Here is a 23,719-nt window from a genome sequence, read left to right as displayed (position 1 = left end):
CTGGAAACAATCGAGGACAACTATGACGAATCTGGGCGATCTGGAAGTCTTCGCAAGCGTTGCCGCCTCCGGCAGCATGTCGCTGGCCGCAAGGGAGCTTGGTTATTCGCCCGCCGTCATTTCCAAGCGCATCAAGCGGCTGGAAGAAAAGCTCGGCGCGCGGCTTTTCCAGCGCACCACACGGCAAATCTCGCTGACCGAAGCGGGACAGGGCTTTTACGAGCGGGTGCTTGCCGTGCTGGAAGGGCTGGAGGAGGCCGAGGATTTCGTGTCCGGCCGCGCCAATACGGTCAACGGCACGCTGAAGATTTCCGCGCCGACCTCCTTCGGGCGCATGCATATCGCGCCGCATCTGAAGGGTTTCATGGAGCGGCATCCTGATCTTTCGGTCAATCTGGTGCTGAGCGACGAATTCATCGACATCATCGAGGGTGGTTACGATCTGGCCATCCGTATCGCCGATCTCAATTCCTCCAGCCTCGTGGCCCGCAGGCTGGCGCCAGTGCGCCGCGTGCTCTGCGCTTCGGCGGAATATGTTGCGGCCCATGGTATGCCCGCGACAATCGAGGATCTGAAAAAGCACCGCTGCCTGCCGGCCCATAATAACGATGTCTGGCGGCTGGAAGGACCGGGCGGCGCGATGAGCATTCGCCCGGAAGGGATGCTAATCACCAATTCCAGCGAGGTGATCCGCGAGGCGGTGATATCAGGGCTCGGCATTGCGCTGCGCTCCACCTGGGATATCGGCCATGAATTGCGCAGCGGCAAGCTGGTGCAGGTTCTACCGGGTTATGAGGGATCCCGAAACGTCACGCTCTCGGCGGTTTATCCGAGCCGGCAGTTCCTGCCTGCGAAGGTTCGACTGTTCATCGATTATCTGGCCGGGCTCTATGGGCCTTCACCCTATTGGGAGCAGGGTTGAGGCAGGCGTCGCGTCGGCACCACCTATCCTCCCTCATCCCTGTGCCTGTCACAGGGATCCAGCCAGCCCAAGTCCTTGGGCTGAAAGGAGTCCTTCCCGCCACGCGGACGCGCGTCGGCTGGATTCCTGTGACATCCTCGGGCTCGTTCCGGGGAACAGGAATGAGGGAAACTTGGCCCTCAGTGCCCGCCCTCGGCATGGGAGCGGCGGATGCGGCGCACCACCCACCAGACGCCGAGAACCGCGAAGGGAACTGAGATGCCGGTGACCACCGCGGGGTCCAGCGGCAGCACATCATGGCTGATCGCCTTGGTTAGATAACCGATGAGGCCGACGACATAATAGGAAATGGCGGCGACCGAGAGGCCTTCGACCGTCTGCTGCAGGCGAAGCTGCATGGCGGCGCGCTTGTTCATGGTGTTCAGCAACACCGTATTCTGCCGCTCCAGTTCCACATCGATCCAGCTTCGGACGAGCGCCGTGGCGCGATAGAGCTTGCGCGACAGATTGGCCTGCCGCTCCTCCACCGACTGACAGGTGCGCATGGCCGGCGCCATGCGCCGTTCCAGAAAGCTGCCCATGGTTTCGTGGCCCTGCACCGGGGTTTCCGCAAGCGCCCGGATACGTTCGCGCACGATGCCGTCATAGGCGCGGCTGGCGCCGAAACGATAGAGGCTGAGCGCGGCATTGGCCTCCAGTTCGGCCGCAAGCCGGGTCATTTCCGCCAGCAGCGCATCGGCCTCGTCGCGCGCACCGTTTTTCATGCGCTGGGTGATACCGGTCAGGCCATCCTCGATGCGGCGGATTTCGGGCGAAAGCGTCTGCGCCATCGGCAGGCCGAGCATGGCAAGGGTGCGATAGGTCTCGATATCGAGAAGCCGCTGCACCAGCGCGCCACGGCTGTAATCGGTAAGGCCCCGGTCGATCACCAATATCTGCGTCAGCCCGTCGCGATCCTGCCGGAAATCGGTGAGGATCGCCGCCTGACCGTCGCGCACATCGCTGTGACAGAGGCTGGTCGGCTCGAAGATCGTCTCTGCCTGAGACGCCACGCCATTTTCCGGGCGGATTTCCAGCCGCACGCCCGAGATCAGCGAGCCGGGCGGCGAAAAGCCGTCGCCGAAGGGATCGCCGGCAATCTCGCCGCCGAATTTTTCCGGCGCGGGGCCATCCCAAAACCAGGTCGAAAATTCGGTATGCCGCTCCCAGCGCAAGGTCCCCTGCCCCCAGGGCATGGCATGGTGGCGGGCATCGCGCTCCGGCGGCGCAACACCCCGGCTGCGCGACATTTCCGCGATGACCGAGTGATGCACGGCCGAACCGCCATCCATCATGAAGGCGAGCTGGACGATGATGCGCGAGGGTGCGAGAAGCACCGTCGGCCGCGCATGAACCTCCCCGAGCGCCAGCGATCTTTCCGGCGCGCTTGCGAAAGCAAATCTACCCTTGGCCATTGCGATTTCGTCCCCGCTTCCTATCCCGGATTTCTAAAACATCGATCACAATGAAAACATCGCAATCGAAGCCGATGTAATTGTTTTGATCCATCTGACGACAAAAATCCGCCATCGTCACCCTGCCCCAAGCCTGCTTTAACAAAAGCCAGTTTGGAAAGGCAGATGCCGAGTTGCCGCAGGTACACAAGACGCCACTCGCGCGGAACTGGATAGAATATTTGACCAGTGCGATGCTTCGCTGATAATTTGCCCCCATCGAAATACGGGGCGGATTTCGCCGGAGACTTCTGCGATGGACGAAACGCTTTTTGCGCGCATCGAGCACAGCCGCACATCGCAGGAGGTGATCTTACGTTTCGAGGAACTGATCCTCGACGGCATATTGCGCGATGGCGACAGGCTGCCCGGCGAGCGCGAACTGGCGCAACGCCTCGATGTCTCGCGGCCTATCCTGCGGGAAGCGCTGAAGGAACTTGAAACCCGTGGCCTTCTGGTGAGCCGGCATGGCGGCGGCACCTATGTCGCCGATATTGTCGGCCCGGTCTTTTCCGATCCCTTGAGCGCGCTGATTACCCGCCACAGCCGGGCGACGCGGGATTTCCTCGAATATCGCCGCTATATCGAAGGCATGACCGCCGAACTTGCCGCGCAGCGAGCGACGGAGCCGGACAGGCGCAACCTCGCCGCCATCGTGGACAGAATGCGGGAAGCGCATGAGGCGGGCCGTTTCGAAGAGGAGCTTGCGGGCGATGTGGAATTTCACAACGCCATTGGCGAGGCGGCGCATAATATCGTGCTGATGCACACGTTGCGCTCCTGCTACCGGCTTCTGAGCGACGACATCTTTTACAATCGCCATCTCATCTTCACTGTCGCGGGCGCCCATGACGAGGTGTTGAGGCAACATATCGCCATCCACGATGCGATTGTCGCCGGCGATGCGGCCGCGGCAAGGGCGGCGGCGGAGGCCCATATCGACTTCATCGTGGAGACGACATCCAAGGCGCACCAGGCGCGGGAATGGGACCGGATTTCGCGTCTGAGGCAGCAGCAGCGCGGCCCCTGAAAACGACATCCGGCGCAATACGGCATCTCTTTTATTCAGGTTTTGATGGAACCTTTTGTGCTCTTTGGTCTTTTTATCGGGTTAATTGGAAAAATTTACCAAGATGGGACCCATGACGACCACGAGCGAAACTGAACGCTATCCGCGGATAGCTCTCATATCGACGCATGGCTATGTCGCCGCGCACCCGCCACTGGGCGCGGCCGATACCGGTGGACAGGTGGTTTATGTGCTTGAGCTTGCACGCAAACTCGGCCAGCTCGGTTATACCGTCGATCTTTATACCCGCCGCTTCGAAGACCAGCCGGAATTCGATGAGGTCGATGAGCGCGTCCGCGTGGTGCGCATTCCCTGCGGCGGACGGGATTTCATTCCCAAGGAATATCTGCACCGCCACCTGATGGAATGGTGCGAAAATGCGCTGCGTTTCATCAAGAAAAACGACCTGAACTATTCTTTCATCAACAGCCATTACTGGGATGCCGGCGTCGCCGGGCAGCGGCTATCCGAAGCGCTGAAAATCCCGCATCTGCACACGCCGCATTCGCTCGGCATCTGGAAAAAGCGCCAGATGGAAACCGACTATCCGGAAAAGGCCGATACGTTCGAACTGGAATTCAACTTCCGGGAACGTATCCAGCATGAGCTGATCATCTACCGCAGCTGCGACATGGTGATCGCCACAACACCGGTGCAGCTGGACGTGCTGATCGAGGATTACGGTCTGAAGCGCAAGCACATCCACATGATCCCGCCGGGTTATGACGACAACCGTTTCTTCCCGGTTTCCGATGCGACGCGGCAGATGATCCGGCAGCGTTTCGGTTTCGAGGGCAAGACGGTGCTGGCGCTTGGACGGCTTGCGACCAACAAGGGTTATGACCTGCTGATCGACGGTTTTTCCGTGCTTGCCGAGCGCGAACCGGAAGCCCGGCTGCATCTGGCCGTCGGCGGCGAGAATATGGACGAGCAGGAAACCACGATCCTCAACCAGTTGAAGGAGCGGGTGAAAGCGCTCGGTCTCGAAGGCAGGGTGGCGTTTTCCGGTTATGTCGCGGATGAAGACCTGCCGGACATCTATCGCGCCGCCGATCTTTTCGTGCTTTCCAGCCGTTACGAGCCCTTCGGCATGACCGCGATCGAGGCGATGGCGAGCGGCACGCCCACCGTCGTCACCATCCATGGCGGGTTGTTCCGGGCCGTGAGCTATGGCCGCCATGCGCTGTTTGCCGATCCTTTCGACAAGGAAGACCTTGGCATCACCATGATGAAGCCGTTCAAGCATGAGCGGCTTTACGGGCGGCTTTCCCGCATGGGGGCGCACAAGGCGCGCAGCCTGTTCACATGGACCGGCATTGCCCAGCAGCTTCTCGCCCTTGTGGAGGGCAGGACCATGATGCCGGTTCTGGAAGAAGCCGATTGGGCCGAACCATGGAACGACGGCGATTGAGACCGCTTCGCCTTTTTTCCACCGATCTCGACGGAACCGTCGTCGGCGATAACGACGCCACGCGCCGGTTCCGCGATTTCTGGCATTCGTTGCCGGACGGTCAACGTCCTCTTCTCGTTTTCAACAGCGGCCGGCTGATCGACGACCAGCTTGCGCTTCTCGAAGAGGTGCCGCTGCCGCAGCCCGACTACATCATCGGCGGAGTCGGCACCATGCTGCATGCCAAAAAGCGAAGCGGGCTGGCAAGCGCCTATACACAGTCCCTGGGCACCGGTTTCGACCCCCAGAAGATTGCCGAGGTCATGGCCGGAATTCCCGGTGTGACGATGCAGGAAGAGCGTTACCAGCACGGCTTGAAATCGAGCTGGTTCCTGCATGACGCCGATGACGCCGCGCTCGAAGAGATTGAGGCCGCGCTTGTGGCGGCGGATATCGATGCCCGTATCGTCTATTCCAGCGACCGCGACCTCGACATCTTGCCGAAAGCCGCCGACAAGGGCGCAGCGCTGACATGGCTATGTGGACAACTACGCATCGGCCTCGACGAATCAGTGGTTGCGGGCGATACTGGCAACGATCGGGCGATGTTTGAGCTAAAGAATATTCGCGGCGTGATCGTGGGCAATGCCCTGCCGGAGCTCGTCTCGCTGGCATATCATGATATGCGCTTCTTTCACTCGGCTGCGAAGGAAGCGGACGGTGTGGTCGAAGGTCTCCGGCACTGGGGATTAACTCCGGACTAAAACCAGCCCCGGCTACAATTCATAGCGGCTTTGCATTCAGTATGCTTGAAGGCGGGCGGAGAGAGTATTACCGCATCGGCTGTCCGGCCGGGGAACCACCCGGTCGAAGCTTTGTTCGCATATCCACCATGTCCATCTTTGCCCGCAGGCTTCATCAGCGTGAAGACAGTAGTGGGTTATAGGTGAAGGGGGATTGGCGGAACTTACGGCATCTCTATATTAGCAATTATCACTACCCGGCAAAGAAGGATCAATCCGGATTGAAGATTTTGAATCGATTGGCGACAGACGTTGGCTTGATGTTGCGCAGACCGCCGCGACAGCAATATGCGGCGCTGTGCTATCGATTGTCCAAAAAGCATCCGGAGCCGGAAGTCCTGCTGCTGACCAGCAGGGATACGGGACGGTGGGTCATTCCCAAGGGCTGGCCGATGGCCAACAAGAAGGCCCATGCGGTGGCCGAACAGGAAGCTTATGAGGAAGCCGGCGTCAAAGGCACGGTGGAGAAGGCTCCCTTCGGTTATTATGAATATGAAAAAAACTGAACAGCGGCATCAATGTGCCGTGCCGCGTTCAGGTGCATCTGCTCGAAGTTTCCGAAATGCAGGAAAGCTTTCCCGAAAGGGACTCGAGACGGCTGGAATGGGTCAGCCCCCAGGAGGCGACCACGCGGGTCAACGAGCCGGAACTGAAAGCGCTGATGCTCGCTTTCGACAAGCGGATGACGCATTCGAAATAGCGCGCCCGCCCCGAACGTGACAATGTGCAGTTTGTTTTTCCAACATGGCTTTTATCGTCTTTCCTTTTGGAAAGATGTGCGAGATGTAACAGTCTTTCTGTAAAATTGCCTTCAACCTGCGACACTGCCGGACGAAAGGGAATGCTGGCAAACGAGGTCTGAATGGCAATCAAGCCGCCATCGAATATGAAACCGACGCTCGACAAGGATCTCGACAAAATTACCCGTGTCGAAGAGGCGACGCTGCATGTCACGCAGCAGCTTGCCGGCCTTGGCGCGGGGTTCATGTTCGTTGTCCTGGCGGCCATCTTCGCCGGCGTCTTCGTCACCGGCACCGCGGGCTCGGTCATCATCATCGCCGCCGTCGCCATCGGCGCCTATATGGCGATCAATATCGGCGCGAACGACGTCACGAACAATGTCGGCCCGGCGGTTGGGGCCAAGGCCATGCCGCTTGCCGCCGCCCTCATCATCGCCGCCATCTGCGAGATTGCCGGCGCGCTGATCACCGGCGGCAACGTCGTCGAGACCATTTCCAGCGGCATCATCAACATCGAGACCATTCCCGACAGGACCGCCTTTTCATGGGCGATGCTCTCGGCGCTTCTCGCCGCCGGCCTTCTCGTCAATATCTCGACCTGGACGAGAGCGCCGATTTCCACCACCCATACGGTGGTGGGCGGGGTTGCGGGCGCGGGAATGGCCGCCTATGGGGCGAAGGCGGTCGACTGGTTTTCGCTCGGCAGCATTGCCTTCGCATGGGTACTGGCGCCCTTCATCAGCGCCATCATCGCCGTCGCCATCCTTGCTTTCATCAAGGAATTCATCATTTACCGCGAGGACAAGCTCACCTCCGCCCGGCTGTGGGTTCCGGTTCTCATCGGTTTGATGGCGGGCGTCTTCATGGCCTATCTCATCTGGGTCGGATTGCGGCAGCTGATGCATGTGTCGCTTGGCCATGCCAGCCTCACCGGGCTGGTGACCGGGCTCGTGGTCTGGCGGCTCTGCGTGCCGATCATCCGCAAACAATCGGAAGGATTGGAAAACCGCAACCAGTCGCTTCGAATCCTGTTCCAGTGGCCGCTGGTTCTCGCCGCCGGCCTGATGTCCTTCGCTCATGGGGCGAATGACGTTTCGAACGCCATCGGGCCCGTCGTGGCCATCGTGCGGGCCCTGCATGACGAGGCGGTGAGCACCTCCGCCCGTGCACCGATGTGGGTAATGCTGGTCGGCGCCTTCGGGCTTTCCTGCGGTATTCTTCTTTATGGCCCGCGCCTCATCCGCCTCGTCGGTGAGCAGATCACCAAACTCAATCCGATGCGCGCCTTCTGCGTTTCCGTGGCCACGGCGCTCACCGTGCTCGTTGCCTCACGCTTCGGCCTGCCGGTCAGCACCACCCACACGGCAATCGGTGCAGTGTTCGGCGTCGGTTTCTTCCGCGAATGGTACACCCAATCGTCGCGGCGGCGGCAGGAGCTCGTTCAGGCTGGTGACGGCAGGCCCCGCCGGTCTGAAAGATATGCCGACAATCCTTCCGAGATACGCCGCCGTTATCTCGTCCGCCGCTCGCACTTCATGACGATCATCGCCGCCTGGCTGGTCACCGTTCCTTCCAGCGCAACGCTTGCGGCGCTGCTCTACTGGCTCATGTCCTCCCTCTTTCTCTGAACCTGAAACAGAATCCCATGCGCGCCAATTTCCGGATGCAACGCCTGTATATCGAAGCCAGCCTTGCCGAAGGCGTCGCGCAGGAGGCGACAGCCGAGCAGTTCAACTATCTCGCCAATGTGCTGCGCATGACCGACGGTGCGGAAATTCTGCTGTTCAACGGTCGCGACGGCGAATGGAAAGCGAAACTTGCCTTTCCGAGCCGCAAGAAGATCGTGCTCGTCCCCCTCGAGCAGACACGGCCCCAGCCGAACACCCCGGACCTGCATTATCTTTTCGCGCCGCTGAAAGTCGGGCGCATGGATTATCTGGTGCAGAAGGCGGTGGAGATGGGCGCCGGCCTGTTGCAGCCGGTGATGACGCAGCATGTTCAGGGCAAGATCCACAATACCGAAAAACTGCGCGCCAACGCCATCGAAGCCGCCGAGCAGTGCGGCATACTGTCTCTGCCCGAGGTGGCCGAGCCGGTGAAACTGAAGGACATGCTCGAGAGCTGGCCCCACGACCGGCGCATCATCTATTGCGACGAGGGCGATGCGGGGCAAAATCCGCTGCCGATCCTGCAAGCCGTCACGGAGCGCAAACTTGCCCTGCTGGTCGGCCCGGAAGGCGGGTTTTCCGAGGAAGAAAGGGAGCTTCTGCGCGGCCTTGCCTTCGTTACCCCCATTCCGCTGGGGCCGCGTATCCTGAGGGCCGATACGGCCGCCGTCGCCGCGCTCGCGGTCATTCAGGCGGCGATCGGCGACTGGAATTGAATGGCCCCATTGCGCTTGATGCATCTTTAAAAGAAATTCATTTGCCTCCGGATACGATCCGGCCCTATCTGCCAATCATATGCCTCGCCGCAACAGAGACGTCATAACAAGGTAAGCCATGGCACGCGACACGACCGACCAGACCCCCCTCTCCTCCGTCACGGAGCTTACAGATTATCTGGCGGGCGGTTGCAAAGCTGAAGCCGACTTCCGCATCGGCACCGAACATGAAAAATTCGCGTTTTTCCGCGAGGATAACAGTCCCGTTCCCTATTTCGGCGAAGCCAGCATTTCAGCGCTTTTGAAGGGCATGCAGGAAAAGCTCGGCTGGGAGCCGATCATGGACGGCGGAAACATCATCGGCCTTGGCGAGCAGCACGGCATGGGTGCCATCTCCATCGAGCCGGGCGGCCAGTTCGAGTTATCGGGCGCGCCGCTCGAAAACCTGCACCAGACCTGCAAGGAATCCAACCAGCATCTGGCGACGCTGCGCGAAGTGGCTGAGCCGATGGGCATCCGTTTCCTCGGCATTGGCGGCAGCCCGCTGTGGAGCTACGACGAAACGCCGCGCATGCCGAAATCGCGTTACGCGATCATGACGCGCTATATGCCGAAGGTCGGGACCAAGGGGCTCGACATGATGTACCGCACCTGCACCATTCAGGTTAATCTCGATTTCTCCTCCGAAGCGGACATGCGCCGGAAGATGCGCGTTTCCATGAAGCTGCAATCGCTGGCGACAGCGCTCTTCGCCTCCTCGCCCTTCACCGAAGGCAAGCCGAACGGTCTTCTTTCCTGGCGCGGCGATATCTGGCGCGACACCGACAACCGCCGCTCGGGCGTGCTGCCCTTCACCTTCAGCGATGATTTCGGCTTCAAGGACTATGTGGAATGGGCGCTCGACGTGCCGATGTATTTCATCGTGCGCGACGGCAAATATCATGATTGCACCCATGTCACTTTCCGCCAGTTCATGAACGGTGCGCTGAAGGGTGAAATCGCCGACTGGCAGCCGACCATGGGCGATTGGACGAACCATCTTTCCACCCTGTTCCCCGACGTGCGCCTGAAGCGCTTTCTGGAAATGCGCGGTGCGGATGGCGGCCCGTGGAGGCGCATCTGCGCCCTTCCCGCTTTCTGGGTCGGCCTTCTTTACGATGACGAGGCGCTGACCGCTGCCGATGCGCTGACCGCCGGCTGGAGTTTCGATGAGGTCATCGCCCTTCGCGATGCCGTTCCGGCCAGGGGTCTTTCCGCCGAGATCGCCGGCAAGCCGCTTCTCGGTCTCGCCCGCGAGGTGCTCGACATTTCCCGCACCGGCCTCAAAAACCGCAAGCGCCTGAACGGCGAAGGGCAGGACGAAACCGTGTTCCTGTCGTCGCTGGATGAAGTTCTGGCCAAGAAGACTACGCTCGCCGAAGACCTGCTTGCGCTTTACAACGGTCGCTGGGGCGGCTCCGTGCTGCCGGTATTCGAAGAATATCAGTATTGAGAAAATTGCGACGCCATTAAAAAAGCCCGGCGCGGCCGAGGGGCCTGACACCGGGCAAAGGCAGGGCTATTGGCAAATCACCCTGCGGGGAAAACTTTTCCGTTCGAAGGCAATTCCGGCGGCTGGAGGTCTGCCGGAATTGCCCGAACATTCTGGAACGTTTTGGTGCATTTCCGGACGGAAAACCGGGGCCCGTTTTTCCTGGAAATGCTTTAAACGGTCTTGAACCGGGTCACCGCGCGGTTGCGTGCGGCGCGGGTCAGATGGGCGGTCGGATCCTCGAGCAGGCCGGTATTGAGCGCATCCCTCACATCCGAGCGCGCCAGACCGATATCGGCCAGAAGGCGGTCATCGAGTTCCGTGAGGCCATTGGCCACGATACGATTGTAGATGCGCTGCAAGAACGTTTTGACGCGGAAAGCAAAGAGGACAGCGACACGACGAAGCGTATCGTTCTGCCGCGAGGTTGCGAGTTCCAGTTCCATTCTCCGTTCTGCCGTGCGCATGACACTTATCCTTTCGTAACGGCACGATGCGGCACCGCCCCCGGCGCACCACGCGCGAGAAGCTGCCTCGGGTTGGGGGCCTGACGTTTCGCCGGCCCGGGGTTGATATTGATTTGCTGGGTGTCAAAATGTCGCAAGACTATTGATCAGTCCAACGAATGTTTCTAATGTGAGACATCAATCATTCTGATGGATGGCCATCCATGTCCGCACCTCTCGACATAGACCAGCTGCATACCTTCATCGCCATCGTCGATACGGGCAGCTTCACCAAGGCCGCAGACCGCGTTTTCAAGACGCAATCCGCCGTTTCCATGCAGATGCGACGGCTGGAAGAACGGATCGGCAAGCAGCTTTTCGCCAAGGACGGGCGTGGCAACCGCCTGACGGCGGAGGGCGAAAAGCTGATGAATTACGCCCGCCGCATTATCCGCCTCAATAATGAGGCGATCGCCGCCTTCGACGACAACCGGCTGGAAGGCACGCTGCGCATCGGCACGCCCGATGACTATGCCGACCGCTACATGCCGGAGATCATCGGGCGCTTCGCCAAGACCCATCCCAATGTCGAGCTTTATATCGTCTGTGAACCTTCGGTCAGCCTTGCCGAAAAAATGGCGCGCGGCGAGCTGGATATCGCGCTCGTCACCCATAATCCGCGCGCGCGCTCCTCGGATGTGGTGCGCACCGAACCGCTCTGCTGGGTCGCCTCCGCCAATCATCCGCTGAAGGACGATGCACCCGTGCCGCTCGCCGTCGGGCGGCGCGATTGCCACTGGCGCCAGCTTGCCTGTTCGGCGCTCGATGCCGATGGGCGGGATTATCAGGTTCTGTTCACGAGCTGGTCTTCCACCGTGGTCGCCGCCGCCGTACTGGCGGGCATGGCCGTCTCGGTGCTGCCGGAATCGGCGCTGCGCACCGGCATGAAGGTTCTGACCGCCGCGGACGGCTTCCCGCCCCTGCCGCCGGTGCAGATCGGCCTTATGAAACGGCCGGGCCTCTCCCCCTCGCTGGTGAACGCCATCACCGATCACATAACCGCCTGCCTCGACAATATCTCGCCGATGAGCGTTGCCGACGAAATGGACAGCGATGTGAAGACCTACCCCAAGATGCCGCGCCTGCGCGCCGGGCACATGCTGCCGGGGTGGTAAGAGGATAGTATAAATCCCAGGGATGGCGTCGCGTATGCGGGAGGCTTTGTCATCGGCCGCAAGCCGTCTAACCCAGATCCTCCCGTCGCTCCTCCGCGCTTTCTCTGTTACCGCGCGCGCAGCGTGGCAACCGCCAGCAGCGTATCGGCGCTTATGCCCACCGAACCGCTGCCGTTGAAGAGCGTCATGATCGGATCGGTGGTGTTCTGCTGATTGTCGTACATGATGGTGAAACGGGCGACCAGCTTCTTGACCTTTTCCGGATCCTGAAAGTCCTCGATGTCGAAATATTTCTTCATCATCGTCACCTGCGTATCGACCTCGGCATTGGCGAGTTCGTCCGGAATCCCGAAGGTGGTGTTGATGAAGCTCTGGAGCGCCGTGTCGGCGAGGATCGAGTAATAGGACGTCGTTCCGGCCGCCATGCGCTTGAAATAGAGCGCCAGGCGCACACCGGCATTTTCTTCGCCCGCCTGCGTTTCCAGCGTCTGGGTGAGATAATTGTCCAGCGTCTCGTAAAGGCCGCGCCGCGTCTGGATCAGGCTGCGGTCCTCGTGAAGAAGCGTGCCGTCGGTATTGAAATTGAAGGCGGTGACGAGGCGGCGGAAGACCGGGTCCATCTCCTTGTTGACGTAGCTGTCCTTGTCATCGAGCTTCGAGGTGAAGGCCTTTTCGAGCTGTTCCTTGGTCACGCTTTCGGGATCGATGCCGAGCGACTCCATCGCGAACTTCGTCAGGCGATCATTGCTCAGGAATTCCTTGAGCGTTTTGATCTTCTGCATCTCGGCCGTGAAATATTCCGATTCCTTCGTCGCCGTTTCCTTGTCCTTTTCCGTGCCGAACGCCGATTTTTTCTTGATGTAGTCGGCCGACATGGTCTGCATCTCGATTTCCGACTGCGCCAGAACCGGTGTACCGACGCTACCATCGGAGGCGAAGTTGAACAGCTCCGCCAGCTTGACATAACGCTCGTCTTTGAGCGTGTAGACGAAGCTCTTTTTATCCTGCAGATCGCTGGTGAGGACCTTGCGGATATCGGCGGAATTCACCTTGGTCGGATCGAGGCCGACGGCTTTCAGCGCATAGGTATAGACCGCGCTGCTGTCGATGAAATCCTTGACGGATGTGACGCTGGCTATATCGCTCTTGAACAGCTTCAGCGCCTTCTCGTCGGCGGCGTCATCCTTGTCGTTATAATAGGTCATATAACCGCTGGTGGTGGTCGCGGTCTGTGCCGTCGTCTGGGGTGTCGTGCCGTCTGCCAGCGTTCCGTCGGTCTGGAAATTGAAGGCATTTCTCAAGGCGATATAACGCTTGTCGTTCTTGCCGACGGTCGCGATGTAGTTGTTCGGATCGCTCAGATCGCTGGTCAGGATATTCTGGATCGTTGCCGTGACGACTGTGAGGTCGTTAAGGTCGAATGCGGTCCTGATATAGTTGAGAAGCCGGGTATCCGAGGTCAGTTCCGTTACGGTCTTGATCGAACCGATCTTCGATTCGAAATAATCCCGGTTCAGTGTGGCGACGGTTGGCGTCACGCGCGGGGCGCTGCCGATATAGGCATCCGTCAGGGCCTTTAGATTATCCGCCGTCTGCGCCTGACCGGCGGTCACCGTGCCGTCGTTCTTGAACTCGAAGGCGGTGGCGAGCTGCGCCATCTTGTTATATTGCGTGACGGTGCTGGTGAGCGTCGTCTGCTCGGCCTTGATGGCGGCGAGCTTCGCTTCCCACTCATCCTGTGGCGGCAACACCGCCTCAAGCTGCGTCAGCTGGTCCTGGCGCGTCACTTTTTCCGCCTCCAGTTGCGTGCGCTCCTCCGCCGTCAAACCGGTGCCGGCGAGTTCGGTGTCGATTGCGGTAATCCGGGCGGTGACCTGCGCGTGCAGTTCGATATTGCCCTTCATCGTCAGTTTTTCGACCGCGTCATTATAGGCCGTGCCGTATTTCTGGTTGATGTAGCTGTCGGGATCGTTGATGTCGCTCGTCATCAATCCCTTGATATGGGCATAGGAATAGGTCTTCTCATCGATGCCGAAGACCTGAAAGATATAGGCGCGGGTGCGGTCGTTGCGCAGCAGCTGGTCGACATTGGTCACCGTGCCGACAATCGCCTTGTAATAACGGGTCTCTTCCGCGAGGCTGTCATCGAGATCGGTTATCGACGTATCGTAAAGCCCGATCATCTTGTCGAGCTGCGCTTCCGTCTGAACGGTCTTCGTCGATGTGGTGAAGTTGAAGGCTGCCGCGAATTCCCTATACCGCTCATCGGTGAGCTTGTTGGCGAAGCTGTTCTGGTCGTTCAGATCGCTTTCCAGCACCTTTTTCATGAAGGCCTTGGCATAGGTCATCTCGCCGAGACCGAAGGCATCCATGGCATAGGAATAGAGCTGGTAATCGTCGAGGAACTCATCGACGCTTTTCACATTGCCGATGTTTTCCTTGTAATATGTCGTCTGCCGCTCGATGAGCCCCTGCTGCGACACACGCGACAGGCTTGCCTTCATATCGCGGTTGATGAGGTCGTAGCTGAGATAAGTCGATACCATCCGAATGCCCCCTGGAGACCCGCGCGTCGCTTCAGACGCCGAATGCTCCGGTTTTCAATCCACCCATCGCGCCTCCATCGGGACGCACGGCAAGCCTTTGCCTGACTATGCGGGAGACGCCTTGCCCGGAGCTTGAAAGAGCACAATTTCGTCCGGGATAAAAACCGCATTGTCCCGATCTCTTTTACCTAAGCGAAACCATGCCACAGTGTGTTTTGCTAACCATTTGGGAATGCAAAGTTTTCTTAACCGCGATTTTTAAGCAGTCTCGAACATGCGGCGGATATTCTCCCGACATCAGAGGACGAAAAGTCCCGATGAGAAGACCGGAAACCGGCTCTCAGGTAAAACAAGGGTAGAATAAACATGACCAAGACCGTTCTGAAGCCCGACTGGGCCGTCGCCACTCTCAGACTCGACCCGGCACGTTTTCCGCAACAGGTCACCTATGGAAAAGGCAATGGCGCGACCGATGTCGCCGTCACTCTCGATGAACGGGGCGCCGTTCTGAGAAAGGTTCTGTCCTCTTCCGGCCTGCCTTTGTCCTTCGCTTTGCCAGCCCGTGCCTTCAAGGGCGTTGCCGCCCGTGCCATCGACCATGGCGATGGACAGGTAACGGTGACGCTGGAGCTGCACCACGACGATCCGGACCTCTGCGTTCCGCTTCTCGTTGCCCACGATCTCTGCGACATCGCCGCCGACTGGCGCAGCTGGTCCGAGGCCTACCGTATTCCCATGCTGATGGTGGAAGCCGATGGCGTCGCCCGTCCGCTGGAAGAACATCTCGGCAAGGTGCGCACCCAGAATACCCGCCCGCGCCGCCGCCATTCCTATTTCGCGGAGCGTCGCCCGCGCTTCCTCGTTCGCCGCTCCACCGGTTCGCTGGGCATGAGCATGAAGATCGAGGGCAAGGAAATCATCGCCCGCAGCTGATAATCTTCAGCCAGACAAATCAAAAAAGCCCGGCGCGGATGACGCGGCCGGGCTTTTTCATTCCGTGTTTTCGCAGGCTTACGCCAGCAGGAGCGGCAGGATGAGGCCCGCGAAAATCAGCACGCCGACGCGGTTGTTGGATTTGAACAGCACGAGGCACTGATCGACATCATCGATATCGAGCACCCAGACCTGCCGGAACAGCATGATGGCCGCAGCGGCAAGGCCACTATAGGCAATGACGTTAACACCCGCGACCCAGAACGACAGGAACATCATGACAAGGGCTGTGCCATAAAGGAAAACCAGCCAGCGATGTGTGTTCTCACCAAACAGCAGGGCGGTTGAACCGATGCCCACGGCGGTGTCGTCTTCCTTGTCCTGATGGGCGTAGATTGTATCATAACCGATCGTCCAGGCGATGGAGCCGACATAAAGCAGGACAGCCGGCCAGGCGATCGATCCGAACTGTCCCGCCCAGCCCATCGGCGCACCCCAGGAAAAGGCAAGGCCGAGGAAAAATTGCGGCCAGTTGGTGAAGCGCTTGGCGAAGGGATAGATCGCCACGAAGATCAGCGAGAATATGCCGGTGGCGATTGCGAAACTGTTGAACTGCAGGAGCACGACAAGCCCCGCTAGCGCCTGCAGGACGATGAAGAACTTGGCCTGCGACCGGCTCACGCGGCCGGAAGGCAGCGGCCGCGAACGGGTGCGCGCCACGGCCATGTCGATCTTGTGGTCGGCCAGATCATTATAGGTGCAACCCGCGCCGCGCATCGCCACCGATCCGACGAAGAACAGCACCAGATGCCAGATCAGCGTCGCCCAGGAAAAGCCGCCGCTCGTCATCGCGACATTTGCCGCAAGGGCTGCGGACCAGAAACATGGCCACATCAGCAATTGCCAGCCGATGGGGCGATCCCACCGTGCCAGCTGCGCATAGGGCCAGAGGGGCCTCGGCAAAATCCGATAGACCCAGTTATTGGATGGCGCGTCGGAGACGCGATCTGAAAAATCGCTGTGGTGAACCATGGGATGGTTCTACAGCATCGGCGGGAAAATCGGAATGGATTTCAGCACCCGGCCGCACACGCGGAAAAGCCCCGCAGCGGTTTCGCCACGGGGCTTTGCAGGACCGTATCGCCGCTATTTATCAGGGCAGCGAGAAATTGAACTTGTAGCTCGCCTGAACGCCGATGATGAACTGGTTCTTCGAGCCGCGTTCGCGCACCAGCGAACTGTCGGCGGCGTCACCGGTCAGGCGGCGATATTCCGCAAACGAGCCGACCTCGGCGTTTTCGGTGACTTTCCAGGTGATGGCGGCGCCGATGCCGGCGGAATGCAGGCCGCCGCCCGGGCTATAGGGCGATGGCGCGCCGGCAGCCGTCTGTGCGGCACTTACGCCGTAATAACGCTCATTGTATTTGCTGCTCACCCATGTCGCGCGCGGACCGGCGGAAATCTGGATGCCGGGGGCGATATCGGTGAAGGCATCGACGGCAACATCGCCGACCACGCCGCTATGGCTGCGAATGCCCTGACGGACTTCGCCGCGAACGCGCAGCCAGTCGGTCGGATAGGCCTCGGCGAAACCGCCGAGCTCGCCGCCGCGCTTGATGCGGGTCATGCCCTTCAGATCGGACGAGTCGCCCTCGTCGCGCGGGGACACCAGCTTTCCGGCAAGACCCATGCTGATCGGGCCGTTGTCCAGAAGCGAAATCGAGGCGCTGTCGTTACGCGAGGTGAAACGCGCGCCCTGGCCCTGGCGGCCGAGCGAAATGATGGGCGAGAAGCCGAATTCATTCTTGTTGTCGCCCTGATATTTCGGTGCGGTGAAACCCGCGCCGCCGAGCTTCAGATACCAGTCGCCGGAAAACCAGCCTTCTGCATGGGCATTGCCCACGGCAAAAAGCGACAGGACACAGGCGGCGGCTGCCGCTGATGGCTTGAACATGAAAGAACCCCAGAAACGCAATACAGACAGGTGTCCGTAGAATTAGAGGGATTGTCTTTCCATTTCATTAACCAGCGCGGGTTGAAATTCGCCTCCTGCGGAGGGTGGCGATAAGGCCTCAAAACCTCACCTCCGTCATGCTCGGGCCTGTCCCGAGCATCTGCGACCGAAGGACTTTACGCAACGTGGATAGATCCTCGGACAAGAAAGCCCGAGGATGACGCCGCGTGTGCGGAAACGTTCGTCATTCGGCCGTGGTCAGAATGTCACCTTCTCCAGCGGCGCGCGCGTCTTTTCGAATTCCAGCAGCTTCGCCTCGTTCCGCGCAATGTAGTCGCGACTATGCGGCACGGCATCGCGATCCTTGGCGATCTGAATCTGGAAAATGTGGAAGTTTTCGTGGGTAAAGGCCATTTCCGAACCCGCCAGATAAAACTCCCACATGCGGAAGAAGCGTTCGTCATAAAGCGCCACCGCTTCGGCCCTGCGCGCCACGAAACGTTCGCGCCAGTGGCGAAGCGTATGGGCATAATGCATGGGCAGGATTTCGATATCCTTCACCAGCAGCCGCGATTTTTCGATGGCCGGCAGCACCTCGGCAAGCGAGGGAATATAACCGCCGGGGAAAATATATTTTTCGATGAAGGGATTGGTCGCGAGCGCCGGATAGGGCTGGCCGATGGAATGCAGCACCATCACACCCCTGTCGTCCAGCACCTCCGCCACCTTGTCGAAATAATCGCGATAATGGGTCGGCCCGACATGTTCGAACATGCCGACGGAGACGATGCGATCGTATTTTTTCGAAGCCGGCAGGTAGCGGTAGTCCTGCAATTCGAAACGGACATTGGCCGCAAGGCCCCGTTTGGCGGCGCGGTCGCGGGAAACGCGCAGCTGTTCTTCGCTGAGCGTGATGCCGGTCACATCCGCACCGGCGCTTTCGGCAATATACATCGCCATGCCGCCCCAGCCGGAGCCGATTTCCAGCACGCTCTGACCCGGCTCGGTCCTCAGCTTGGCGGCAATGTGCCGTTTTTTGGCAACCTGCGCTTCATAGAGGCTGATGCCGGGCGGATTGAAATAGGCGCAGGAATATTGCCAGTCCTCATCGAGGAAGAGATCGAACAGCTTGGCGCTCAGATCGTAATGATGGGCAACGTTGCTCTTGTTGTGGTTGACCGGCAGATGCATCTTGATGCGGGCGGCGATGATGCGCGCCATGCCGCGCCAGATCATGCCGAAGGACAGGGCCTCGCTTAGCGTATTGCCTTTGACCAGCGCCAGAAAATCGTAGATGTCGCCTTCCGCGACCTTCGCCCGGCCTTCCATATACATTTCAGCCAGCTTCAGCGCCGGATCAGCGGCGATCTCCTGCATGGCGGCTTCGTCGGTGAAGTTCAGAACCACCTTTTTTCCCGCGCCGTTGCCGAATGTGCGGCTGCCGCCCGGGCTGTTGACGGTGAGATCACCGGTCTTGATTATCTTTTCGAGAAGAACATGCAGAGACGACGCCATGGCACCCCCAATTGCTAAGTCTCACTTATCAATTTTCCTGACCGTATTCCTTTCGGCACAAGTTTCAAGATAGTCTTATTTCAAAAAAATTGAACGATTTCATCAAGCAAAAAGCCCCTCCAGGGTATATGGCGGGGCTTTTTGGTAAAAAATCATTTCAACCGCAGGTCAGCGTCGCTTCATGGCTTCAGCCAGAGCGGCGGCCAGCGCACCACCGGTTTGCGACCCCTCGTTGCGCTCTTTCGGCTTGGCTGTCGCATGCCGCATGGCGCTGGCATTGCCCTTCTCGCGCATCGGCTGCGGCGCTGCCTCGCCGCCATCCTTGCGCATGGTGAGACCGATGCGCTTGCGCTTCACATCCACTTCCACGACCCGCACCTTGACCACATCGCCCGCCTTGACGACCTCATGCGGGTCTTTCACGAAACGGTCGGCGAGCTGCGAGACATGCACCAGCCCGTCCTGATGCACGCCGATATCCACGAAAGCGCCGAAGGCGGCGACATTGGTGACGGTGCCTTCCAGCAGCATTCCCGGTTTCAGATCGGTGATCTCGTCCACACCCTCGGCGAAGGTCGCGGTCTTGAAGCTCGGGCGCGGGTCGCGGCCGGGCTTTTCCAGTTCGGCGATGATGTCTTTTACGGTCGGCAGGCCGAATTGCTCATCGATGAACTTCTTCGGATCGAGCGCCTTCAACGCGGCGCTGTCGCCCATCAGCGAGCGCAGATCGCGGCCGCAGGCGGCGACGATCTTCTTCGCCACGCCATAGGCTTCCGGGTGAACCGAGGAAGCATCCAGCGGCTCCTTGCCGTTCGGGATGCGCAGGAAGCCGGCGCATTGCTCGAAGGTGCGCTGGCCGAGGCGCGGCACCTTCAGCAATTCCTTGCGGCTGGCGAAGGGGCCGGTCTGGTCGCGATGGGCGACGATGGCATCGGCAATCGAACTGCCAAGACCGGACACCCGCGCCAGAAGCGGCGAAGAGGCGGTATTGAGATCGACGCCGACGGCGTTCACCGCATCTTCCACGACAGCATCGAGCGAACGGCTGAGACGGCCCTGATCGACGTCATGCTGGTACTGGCCGACACCGATGGATTTCGGCTCGATCTTCACCAGTTCCGCCAGCGGATCCTGAAGGCGGCGGGCGATGGAGACCGCGCCGCGCAGCGAGACATCGAGATTGGGGAATTCGGCGGCGGCCCGTTCCGAGGCGGAATAGACCGAAGCGCCCGCCTCCGAGACGATGACCTTGGTGGGCTTTGCCCCGAAGCCGGCATCTGCGCCAGAAGATCGGCGACCAGCTTTTCCGTCTCGCGGCTGCCGGTGCCATTGCCGATAGCGATCAGCTCAACATTGTGCTTGCGGATGAGGACAGCAAGTTCCGCCTGCGTGCCGCGCACATCGTTCTTAGGCGGGAAGGGATAGACCGTCGTGGTATCAAGCAATTTGCCGGTGCCATCCACCACAGCCACCTTGACGCCGGTGCGGATGCCCGGATCGAGCCCCATGGTGGCGCGGGAGCCGGCAGGGGCTGCCAGCAGCAGATCCTTGAGATTGCGGGCGAAAACATGGATCGCCTCTTCTTCGGCGCGCTCGCGCAATTCGCGCATCAGATCGAGCGAGAGCGACATGGAAAGCTTCACCCGCCACGTCCAGCCAGCCACTTCCATCAGCCATTGATCGGCGGGGCCGGCATTGCGGATATCGAAGGCGGCGGCGATGGTGCGCTGTGCGGGCTTGACCGGTGAGGGATCGTCCGCATCGACATCGATTGTCAGCGTCAGCACTTCCTCGTTCCAGCCGCGCAGCATGGCCAGCGCCCGGTGGCCCGGCACCGTCGCCCAGCGCTCGAAATGATCGAAATAGTCGGAGAATTTCTCACCCGATGCCTGCTTGCCATCCACGACCTTGGCGCGGAAGGTGGCGTTCTGGCGCATGTAATCGCGCAGGCGGCCGAGAAGATCGGCATTTTCCGTCATGGTTTCCGCCACGATGTCGCGAGCGCCCTCCAGTGCCGCCTTCACATCGGCCACCTCGCCCTGAACATAAGCTTCCGCCAGCTTCGCCGGATCGGCGGCGCGGTTTTCCCAGATGGCATCTGCCAGCGGGCCGAGACCGCGTTCGCGGGCGATTTCCGCGCGGGTGCGGCGCTTCGGCTTGTAGGGCAGGTAGAGATCTTCCAGCTCCGCCTTGGTGCCCGCCTGCATGATCTTGACCATCAATTCATCGGTCATCTTGCCCTGACCGGTGATGGAATCGACAATGGAGGCGCGCCGCGCATTGAGTTCGCGCAGATAAACGAGACGTTCCGAAAGCGTGCGAAGCTGGGTGTCGTCCAGCCCTCCCGTCACTTCCTTGCGGTAACGGGCGATGAAGGGAACGGTCGCACCCTCGTCCAGCAGGGCCACCGCCGCCTTTACCTGATCGGCGCGGGCGTTGATTTCGGTGGCGATGAGCGAGGCGAGGCGGGCATTGTCTGCGGTCATAGGGGACTCTTGGGGGTTCTCTGCTTTCACGTCTGGAGCGGCGAACATAATGTCTGATTGTGGCGTGACAACAAGAGGCGGCAACGATTCCACAGGAAAGGCGGCGTTCAAGGGAAAGACGGGCATTTGCGGCGCTTTCTCCTTGACCTTTCGCCCCCCTGCCCTTAACGCCCCTGACACAAGGTTACTGGCGAATTTGCAGGGGTATTGACCATGAAAGTTCTGTTGATCGGTTCCGGCGGACGCGAACATGCGCTGGCGTGGAAAATTGCCCAGTCTCCCCTGCTCGATGAGCTTTATGCCGCCCCTGGCAATCCCGGCATCGCCGACCATGCGACGCTGGTGGCGCTTGATGTGGAAGACCACGCAGCCGTCATCGCCTTTGCGAAGGAAAAGGCAATCGACTTCGTCGTGGTCGGCCCGGAAGCGCCGCTGGTTGCCGGTCTTGCGGATGACCTGCGTGCCGCCGGCATCGCCACTTTCGGCCCCTCGAAAGCCGCCGCCCAGCTTGAGGGTTCCAAGGGCTTCACCAAGGATCTCTGCGCGCGCTACGATATTCCGACCGGCGCTTACCAGCGTTTCAAATCCGCAGAGCCGGCCAAGGACTATGTTCGTGCGCAGGGCGCACCCATCGTCATCAAGGCGGACGGGCTTGCCGCCGGCAAGGGCGTGACCGTGGCCATGACGGAAGCGGAAGCGCTTGCCGCGATTGACGACTGCTTCGACGGCGCTTTCGGCGCGGCCGGCGCCGAAGTGGTGGTGGAGGCCTTTCTCGACGGCGAGGAAGCGAGCTTCTTCTGCCTTTCCGATGGCAAGACCGCGCTGGCGCTCGCCACCGCGCAGGATCACAAGCGCGTCGGCGATGGCGATACCGGTCCGAATACCGGCGGCATGGGTGCCTATTCCCCCGCCCCTGTCATGACATCGGCCATGGTGGAGCGCACCATGAAGGAGATCATCGAGCCGACGATTTCGGGCATGGCCAAGGATGGCAATCCCTTCTCCGGCGTGTTCTTCGCCGGGTTGATGATTACCGCCAAGGGCCCTGAACTCATCGAATATAACGTGCGTTTCGGCGATCCCGAATGCCAAGTGCTGATGATGCGCCTGAAAAGCGATCTGCTGCCGATCCTCTATGCCACCGCCACCGGCACGCTGGACAAGGTTGAGGCGGAATGGCGCGACGATGCGGCGCTGACTGTCGTTCTCGCCTCGAAGGGTTATCCCGGCGCTTACAACAAGAACACGCCGATCGCCCATATTCCCGAGGCCAGCGAAGAGGCGAAGGTGTTCCATGCCGGAACCGCGCTGAAGGACGGCGGGCTGGTGGCGACGGGCGGACGCGTGCTGAACGTTACCGCCCTTGGAAAGACCGTCACGGAAGCGCAGTCCCGCGCCTATGCGTTGGCCGACAAGGTGGAGTGGGAAAACGGCTTCTGCCGCCGCGATATCGGCTGGCAGGCCGTCGCCCGAGAAAAGGCCTGATCCTTAAGGCAAACGGGATTGGACGCGAATATTTCGTTCAATTTTTACCAAGTTTGCTGACCCGATGGAAACGAAACATCGGTAATACTTGCCGGAACATTGAATGGCGCACCGTGTCTCGATCACGAGGCCGCGCCGTCATTTCGGGGGTTTTTCGATGCGTCGTCTTTTTCTGACAGCGATTGTCGCGCTGACCGGCGGGTCGGCGATGGCGTCTTCCATCGAATATATAAACGGCGTGCATGTCGCCAACGGCAGCTTCATTCGTCGCGATTGCGCGGACTGCAAGCCCATGAAGGGCAAAGCCGTGGCGCAGGGTTATGCCGTTCCCTCCATTGAGCCGGGCACGCAGCACACGGAAATGCGCGAAGTCGACGGCAAGCGCACCCTGCTGCGCACCGAAGCCTGGCTTGGCGGCGCGCCCGTCACCTTCGTCAGCACCAATCCCGCATGGATGGCGGAAACCCCGAGCACGGCCATCGCGACCTATGACGACGCAGAACCCGTGGCACATCCCGCTGAGACGGTTTCGACATCGGCCGGCATCGACGTGACGACGACCACGGCAGCCGTCAAGGAAATTTCCACCGAAAACGCAGCCGAACCGGCCAGCGCCTCGGTGATCGATGCCCCCCAGTTCCCGGATTTCCAATTGCGCGGCAATTGACCGGCCGATGACGCATTTCATGACGAAGGTCAAATAATCGCGTCATCGCTGCATTCCGGAAATGGCGCCGCAACCATGCGGGGAATGTTGCTTTTTCTCCCGCTTATTCTGCCTGTCGGGCCTGATAAAGCTTTCGCTAATTAAATATTTATTCAAATTTTTAGCCGCTAAGTGCGTCTAT

At 60.1% G+C, this 23,719-nt stretch carries 17 protein-coding genes and 2 pseudogenes; 12 read left to right on the top strand and 7 right to left on the bottom strand.

Features of this window, described 5'->3' with window-relative positions:
* The first annotated feature begins 22 nt into the window (after positions 1-22).
* Positions 23-922: a LysR family transcriptional regulator gene (locus O3W47_RS19185; RefSeq protein ID WP_137002943.1), complete on the top strand. Its 900-nt coding sequence runs from the start codon at positions 23-25 to the stop codon at positions 920-922.
* Positions 923-1,101: 179 nt separating this feature from the next.
* Here the strand turns inward: O3W47_RS19185 and O3W47_RS19180 are convergent, their stop codons facing one another.
* Positions 1,102-2,376: a DUF3422 family protein gene (locus O3W47_RS19180; protein WP_080817722.1), complete on the bottom strand. Its 1,275-nt coding sequence runs from the start codon at positions 2,374-2,376 to the stop codon at positions 1,102-1,104.
* 295 nt (positions 2,377-2,671) lie between these two features.
* Here O3W47_RS19180 and O3W47_RS19175 point away from each other — a divergent pair, with 295 nt between their 5' ends.
* From O3W47_RS19175 to O3W47_RS19145, 7 genes and pseudogenes are all read left to right on the top strand, one after another.
* Positions 2,672-3,445, top strand: a complete 774-nt coding sequence (locus tag O3W47_RS19175; protein WP_269314388.1) for a FadR/GntR family transcriptional regulator — start codon at positions 2,672-2,674, stop codon at positions 3,443-3,445.
* Positions 3,446-3,548: 103 nt separating this feature from the next.
* Positions 3,549-4,895: a glycosyltransferase family 4 protein gene (locus O3W47_RS19170; protein WP_269314387.1), complete on the top strand. Its 1,347-nt coding sequence runs from the start codon at positions 3,549-3,551 to the stop codon at positions 4,893-4,895.
* The gene (locus O3W47_RS19165; RefSeq protein WP_269314386.1) at positions 4,892-5,638 is read left to right on the top strand and encodes an HAD family hydrolase; all 747 of its coding nucleotides are present in this window, start codon (positions 4,892-4,894) and stop codon (positions 5,636-5,638) included. The genes O3W47_RS19170 and O3W47_RS19165 overlap by 4 nt, the downstream gene beginning before the upstream one ends.
* A gap of 299 nt (positions 5,639-5,937) precedes the next feature.
* Positions 5,938-6,377, top strand: a pseudogene (locus O3W47_RS19160) (NUDIX hydrolase).
* 162 nt (positions 6,378-6,539) lie between these two features.
* A complete protein-coding gene (locus tag O3W47_RS19155) occupies positions 6,540-8,045 on the top strand; it encodes an inorganic phosphate transporter (RefSeq protein WP_080817734.1) in 1,506 nt (501 codons plus the stop codon).
* 17 nt (positions 8,046-8,062) lie between these two features.
* A complete protein-coding gene (locus tag O3W47_RS19150) occupies positions 8,063-8,800 on the top strand; it encodes a 16S rRNA (uracil(1498)-N(3))-methyltransferase (protein WP_269314385.1) in 738 nt (245 codons plus the stop codon).
* 118 nt (positions 8,801-8,918) lie between these two features.
* Positions 8,919-10,292 (top strand): glutamate--cysteine ligase, encoded by a 1,374-nt coding sequence (locus O3W47_RS19145; RefSeq protein WP_127756321.1) that lies wholly within the window; start codon positions 8,919-8,921, stop codon positions 10,290-10,292.
* A 212-nt stretch (positions 10,293-10,504) separates the two neighbouring features.
* Here the strand turns inward: O3W47_RS19145 and O3W47_RS19140 are convergent, their stop codons facing one another.
* Positions 10,505-10,798 carry a DUF1127 domain-containing protein gene (locus tag O3W47_RS19140; protein ID WP_127756322.1) on the bottom strand — a complete coding sequence of 98 codons (294 nt, stop codon included), beginning with the start codon at positions 10,796-10,798 and terminating at the stop codon, positions 10,505-10,507.
* Between the two features lie 203 nt (positions 10,799-11,001).
* Between O3W47_RS19140 and O3W47_RS19135 the strand changes: the two genes are divergently transcribed.
* On the top strand, positions 11,002-11,952 hold the full coding sequence (locus tag O3W47_RS19135; RefSeq protein ID WP_080817741.1) for a LysR substrate-binding domain-containing protein: 951 nt from the start codon (positions 11,002-11,004) through the stop codon (positions 11,950-11,952).
* Between the two features lie 107 nt (positions 11,953-12,059).
* On the opposite strand, the gene O3W47_RS19130 is transcribed toward O3W47_RS19135, so the two are convergent.
* Positions 12,060-14,498: a DUF1217 domain-containing protein gene (locus O3W47_RS19130; RefSeq protein ID WP_269314384.1), complete on the bottom strand. Its 2,439-nt coding sequence runs from the start codon at positions 14,496-14,498 to the stop codon at positions 12,060-12,062.
* Positions 14,499-14,864: 366 nt separating this feature from the next.
* Here O3W47_RS19130 and O3W47_RS19125 point away from each other — a divergent pair, with 366 nt between their 5' ends.
* Positions 14,865-15,431, top strand: a complete 567-nt coding sequence (locus tag O3W47_RS19125) for a DUF6101 family protein (protein WP_003503226.1) — start codon at positions 14,865-14,867, stop codon at positions 15,429-15,431.
* A gap of 78 nt (positions 15,432-15,509) precedes the next feature.
* On the opposite strand, the gene ubiA is transcribed toward O3W47_RS19125, so the two are convergent.
* The 4 genes and pseudogenes from ubiA to O3W47_RS19105 form a co-directional block, all read right to left on the bottom strand.
* Complete coding sequence (gene ubiA / locus O3W47_RS19120) at positions 15,510-16,463, bottom strand: 4-hydroxybenzoate octaprenyltransferase (RefSeq protein WP_269314383.1); 954 nt, start codon at positions 16,461-16,463, stop codon at positions 15,510-15,512.
* Between the two features lie 121 nt (positions 16,464-16,584).
* Positions 16,585-17,385 (bottom strand): MipA/OmpV family protein, encoded by an 801-nt coding sequence (locus tag O3W47_RS19115; protein WP_031234593.1) that lies wholly within the window; start codon positions 17,383-17,385, stop codon positions 16,585-16,587.
* Between the two features lie 258 nt (positions 17,386-17,643).
* Positions 17,644-18,900 (bottom strand): SAM-dependent methyltransferase, encoded by a 1,257-nt coding sequence (locus O3W47_RS19110; protein WP_269314382.1) that lies wholly within the window; start codon positions 18,898-18,900, stop codon positions 17,644-17,646.
* A gap of 168 nt (positions 18,901-19,068) precedes the next feature.
* A pseudogene (locus tag O3W47_RS19105) lies at positions 19,069-21,386 on the bottom strand (Tex family protein).
* 213 nt (positions 21,387-21,599) lie between these two features.
* On the opposite strand from O3W47_RS19105, the gene purD reads away from it, so the two are divergent.
* Both purD and O3W47_RS19095 read left to right on the top strand, forming a co-directional pair.
* On the top strand, positions 21,600-22,871 hold the full coding sequence (purD, locus tag O3W47_RS19100) for a phosphoribosylamine--glycine ligase (protein ID WP_137452337.1): 1,272 nt from the start codon (positions 21,600-21,602) through the stop codon (positions 22,869-22,871).
* Between the two features lie 157 nt (positions 22,872-23,028).
* The gene (locus O3W47_RS19095; RefSeq protein WP_137452338.1) at positions 23,029-23,538 is read left to right on the top strand and encodes a plant virulence effector HPE1-like domain-containing protein; all 510 of its coding nucleotides are present in this window, start codon (positions 23,029-23,031) and stop codon (positions 23,536-23,538) included.
* The last annotated feature ends 181 nt before the right edge of the window (positions 23,539-23,719 follow it).

The organism is Agrobacterium sp. LMR679 (assembly GCF_027157905.1).
GTDB classification, from domain to species: Bacteria; Pseudomonadota; Alphaproteobacteria; order Rhizobiales; family Rhizobiaceae; genus Agrobacterium; species Agrobacterium leguminum.
Note: the sequence above shows the minus strand (reverse complement) of the source record. Positions and strands in the feature narration are given on the sequence as shown.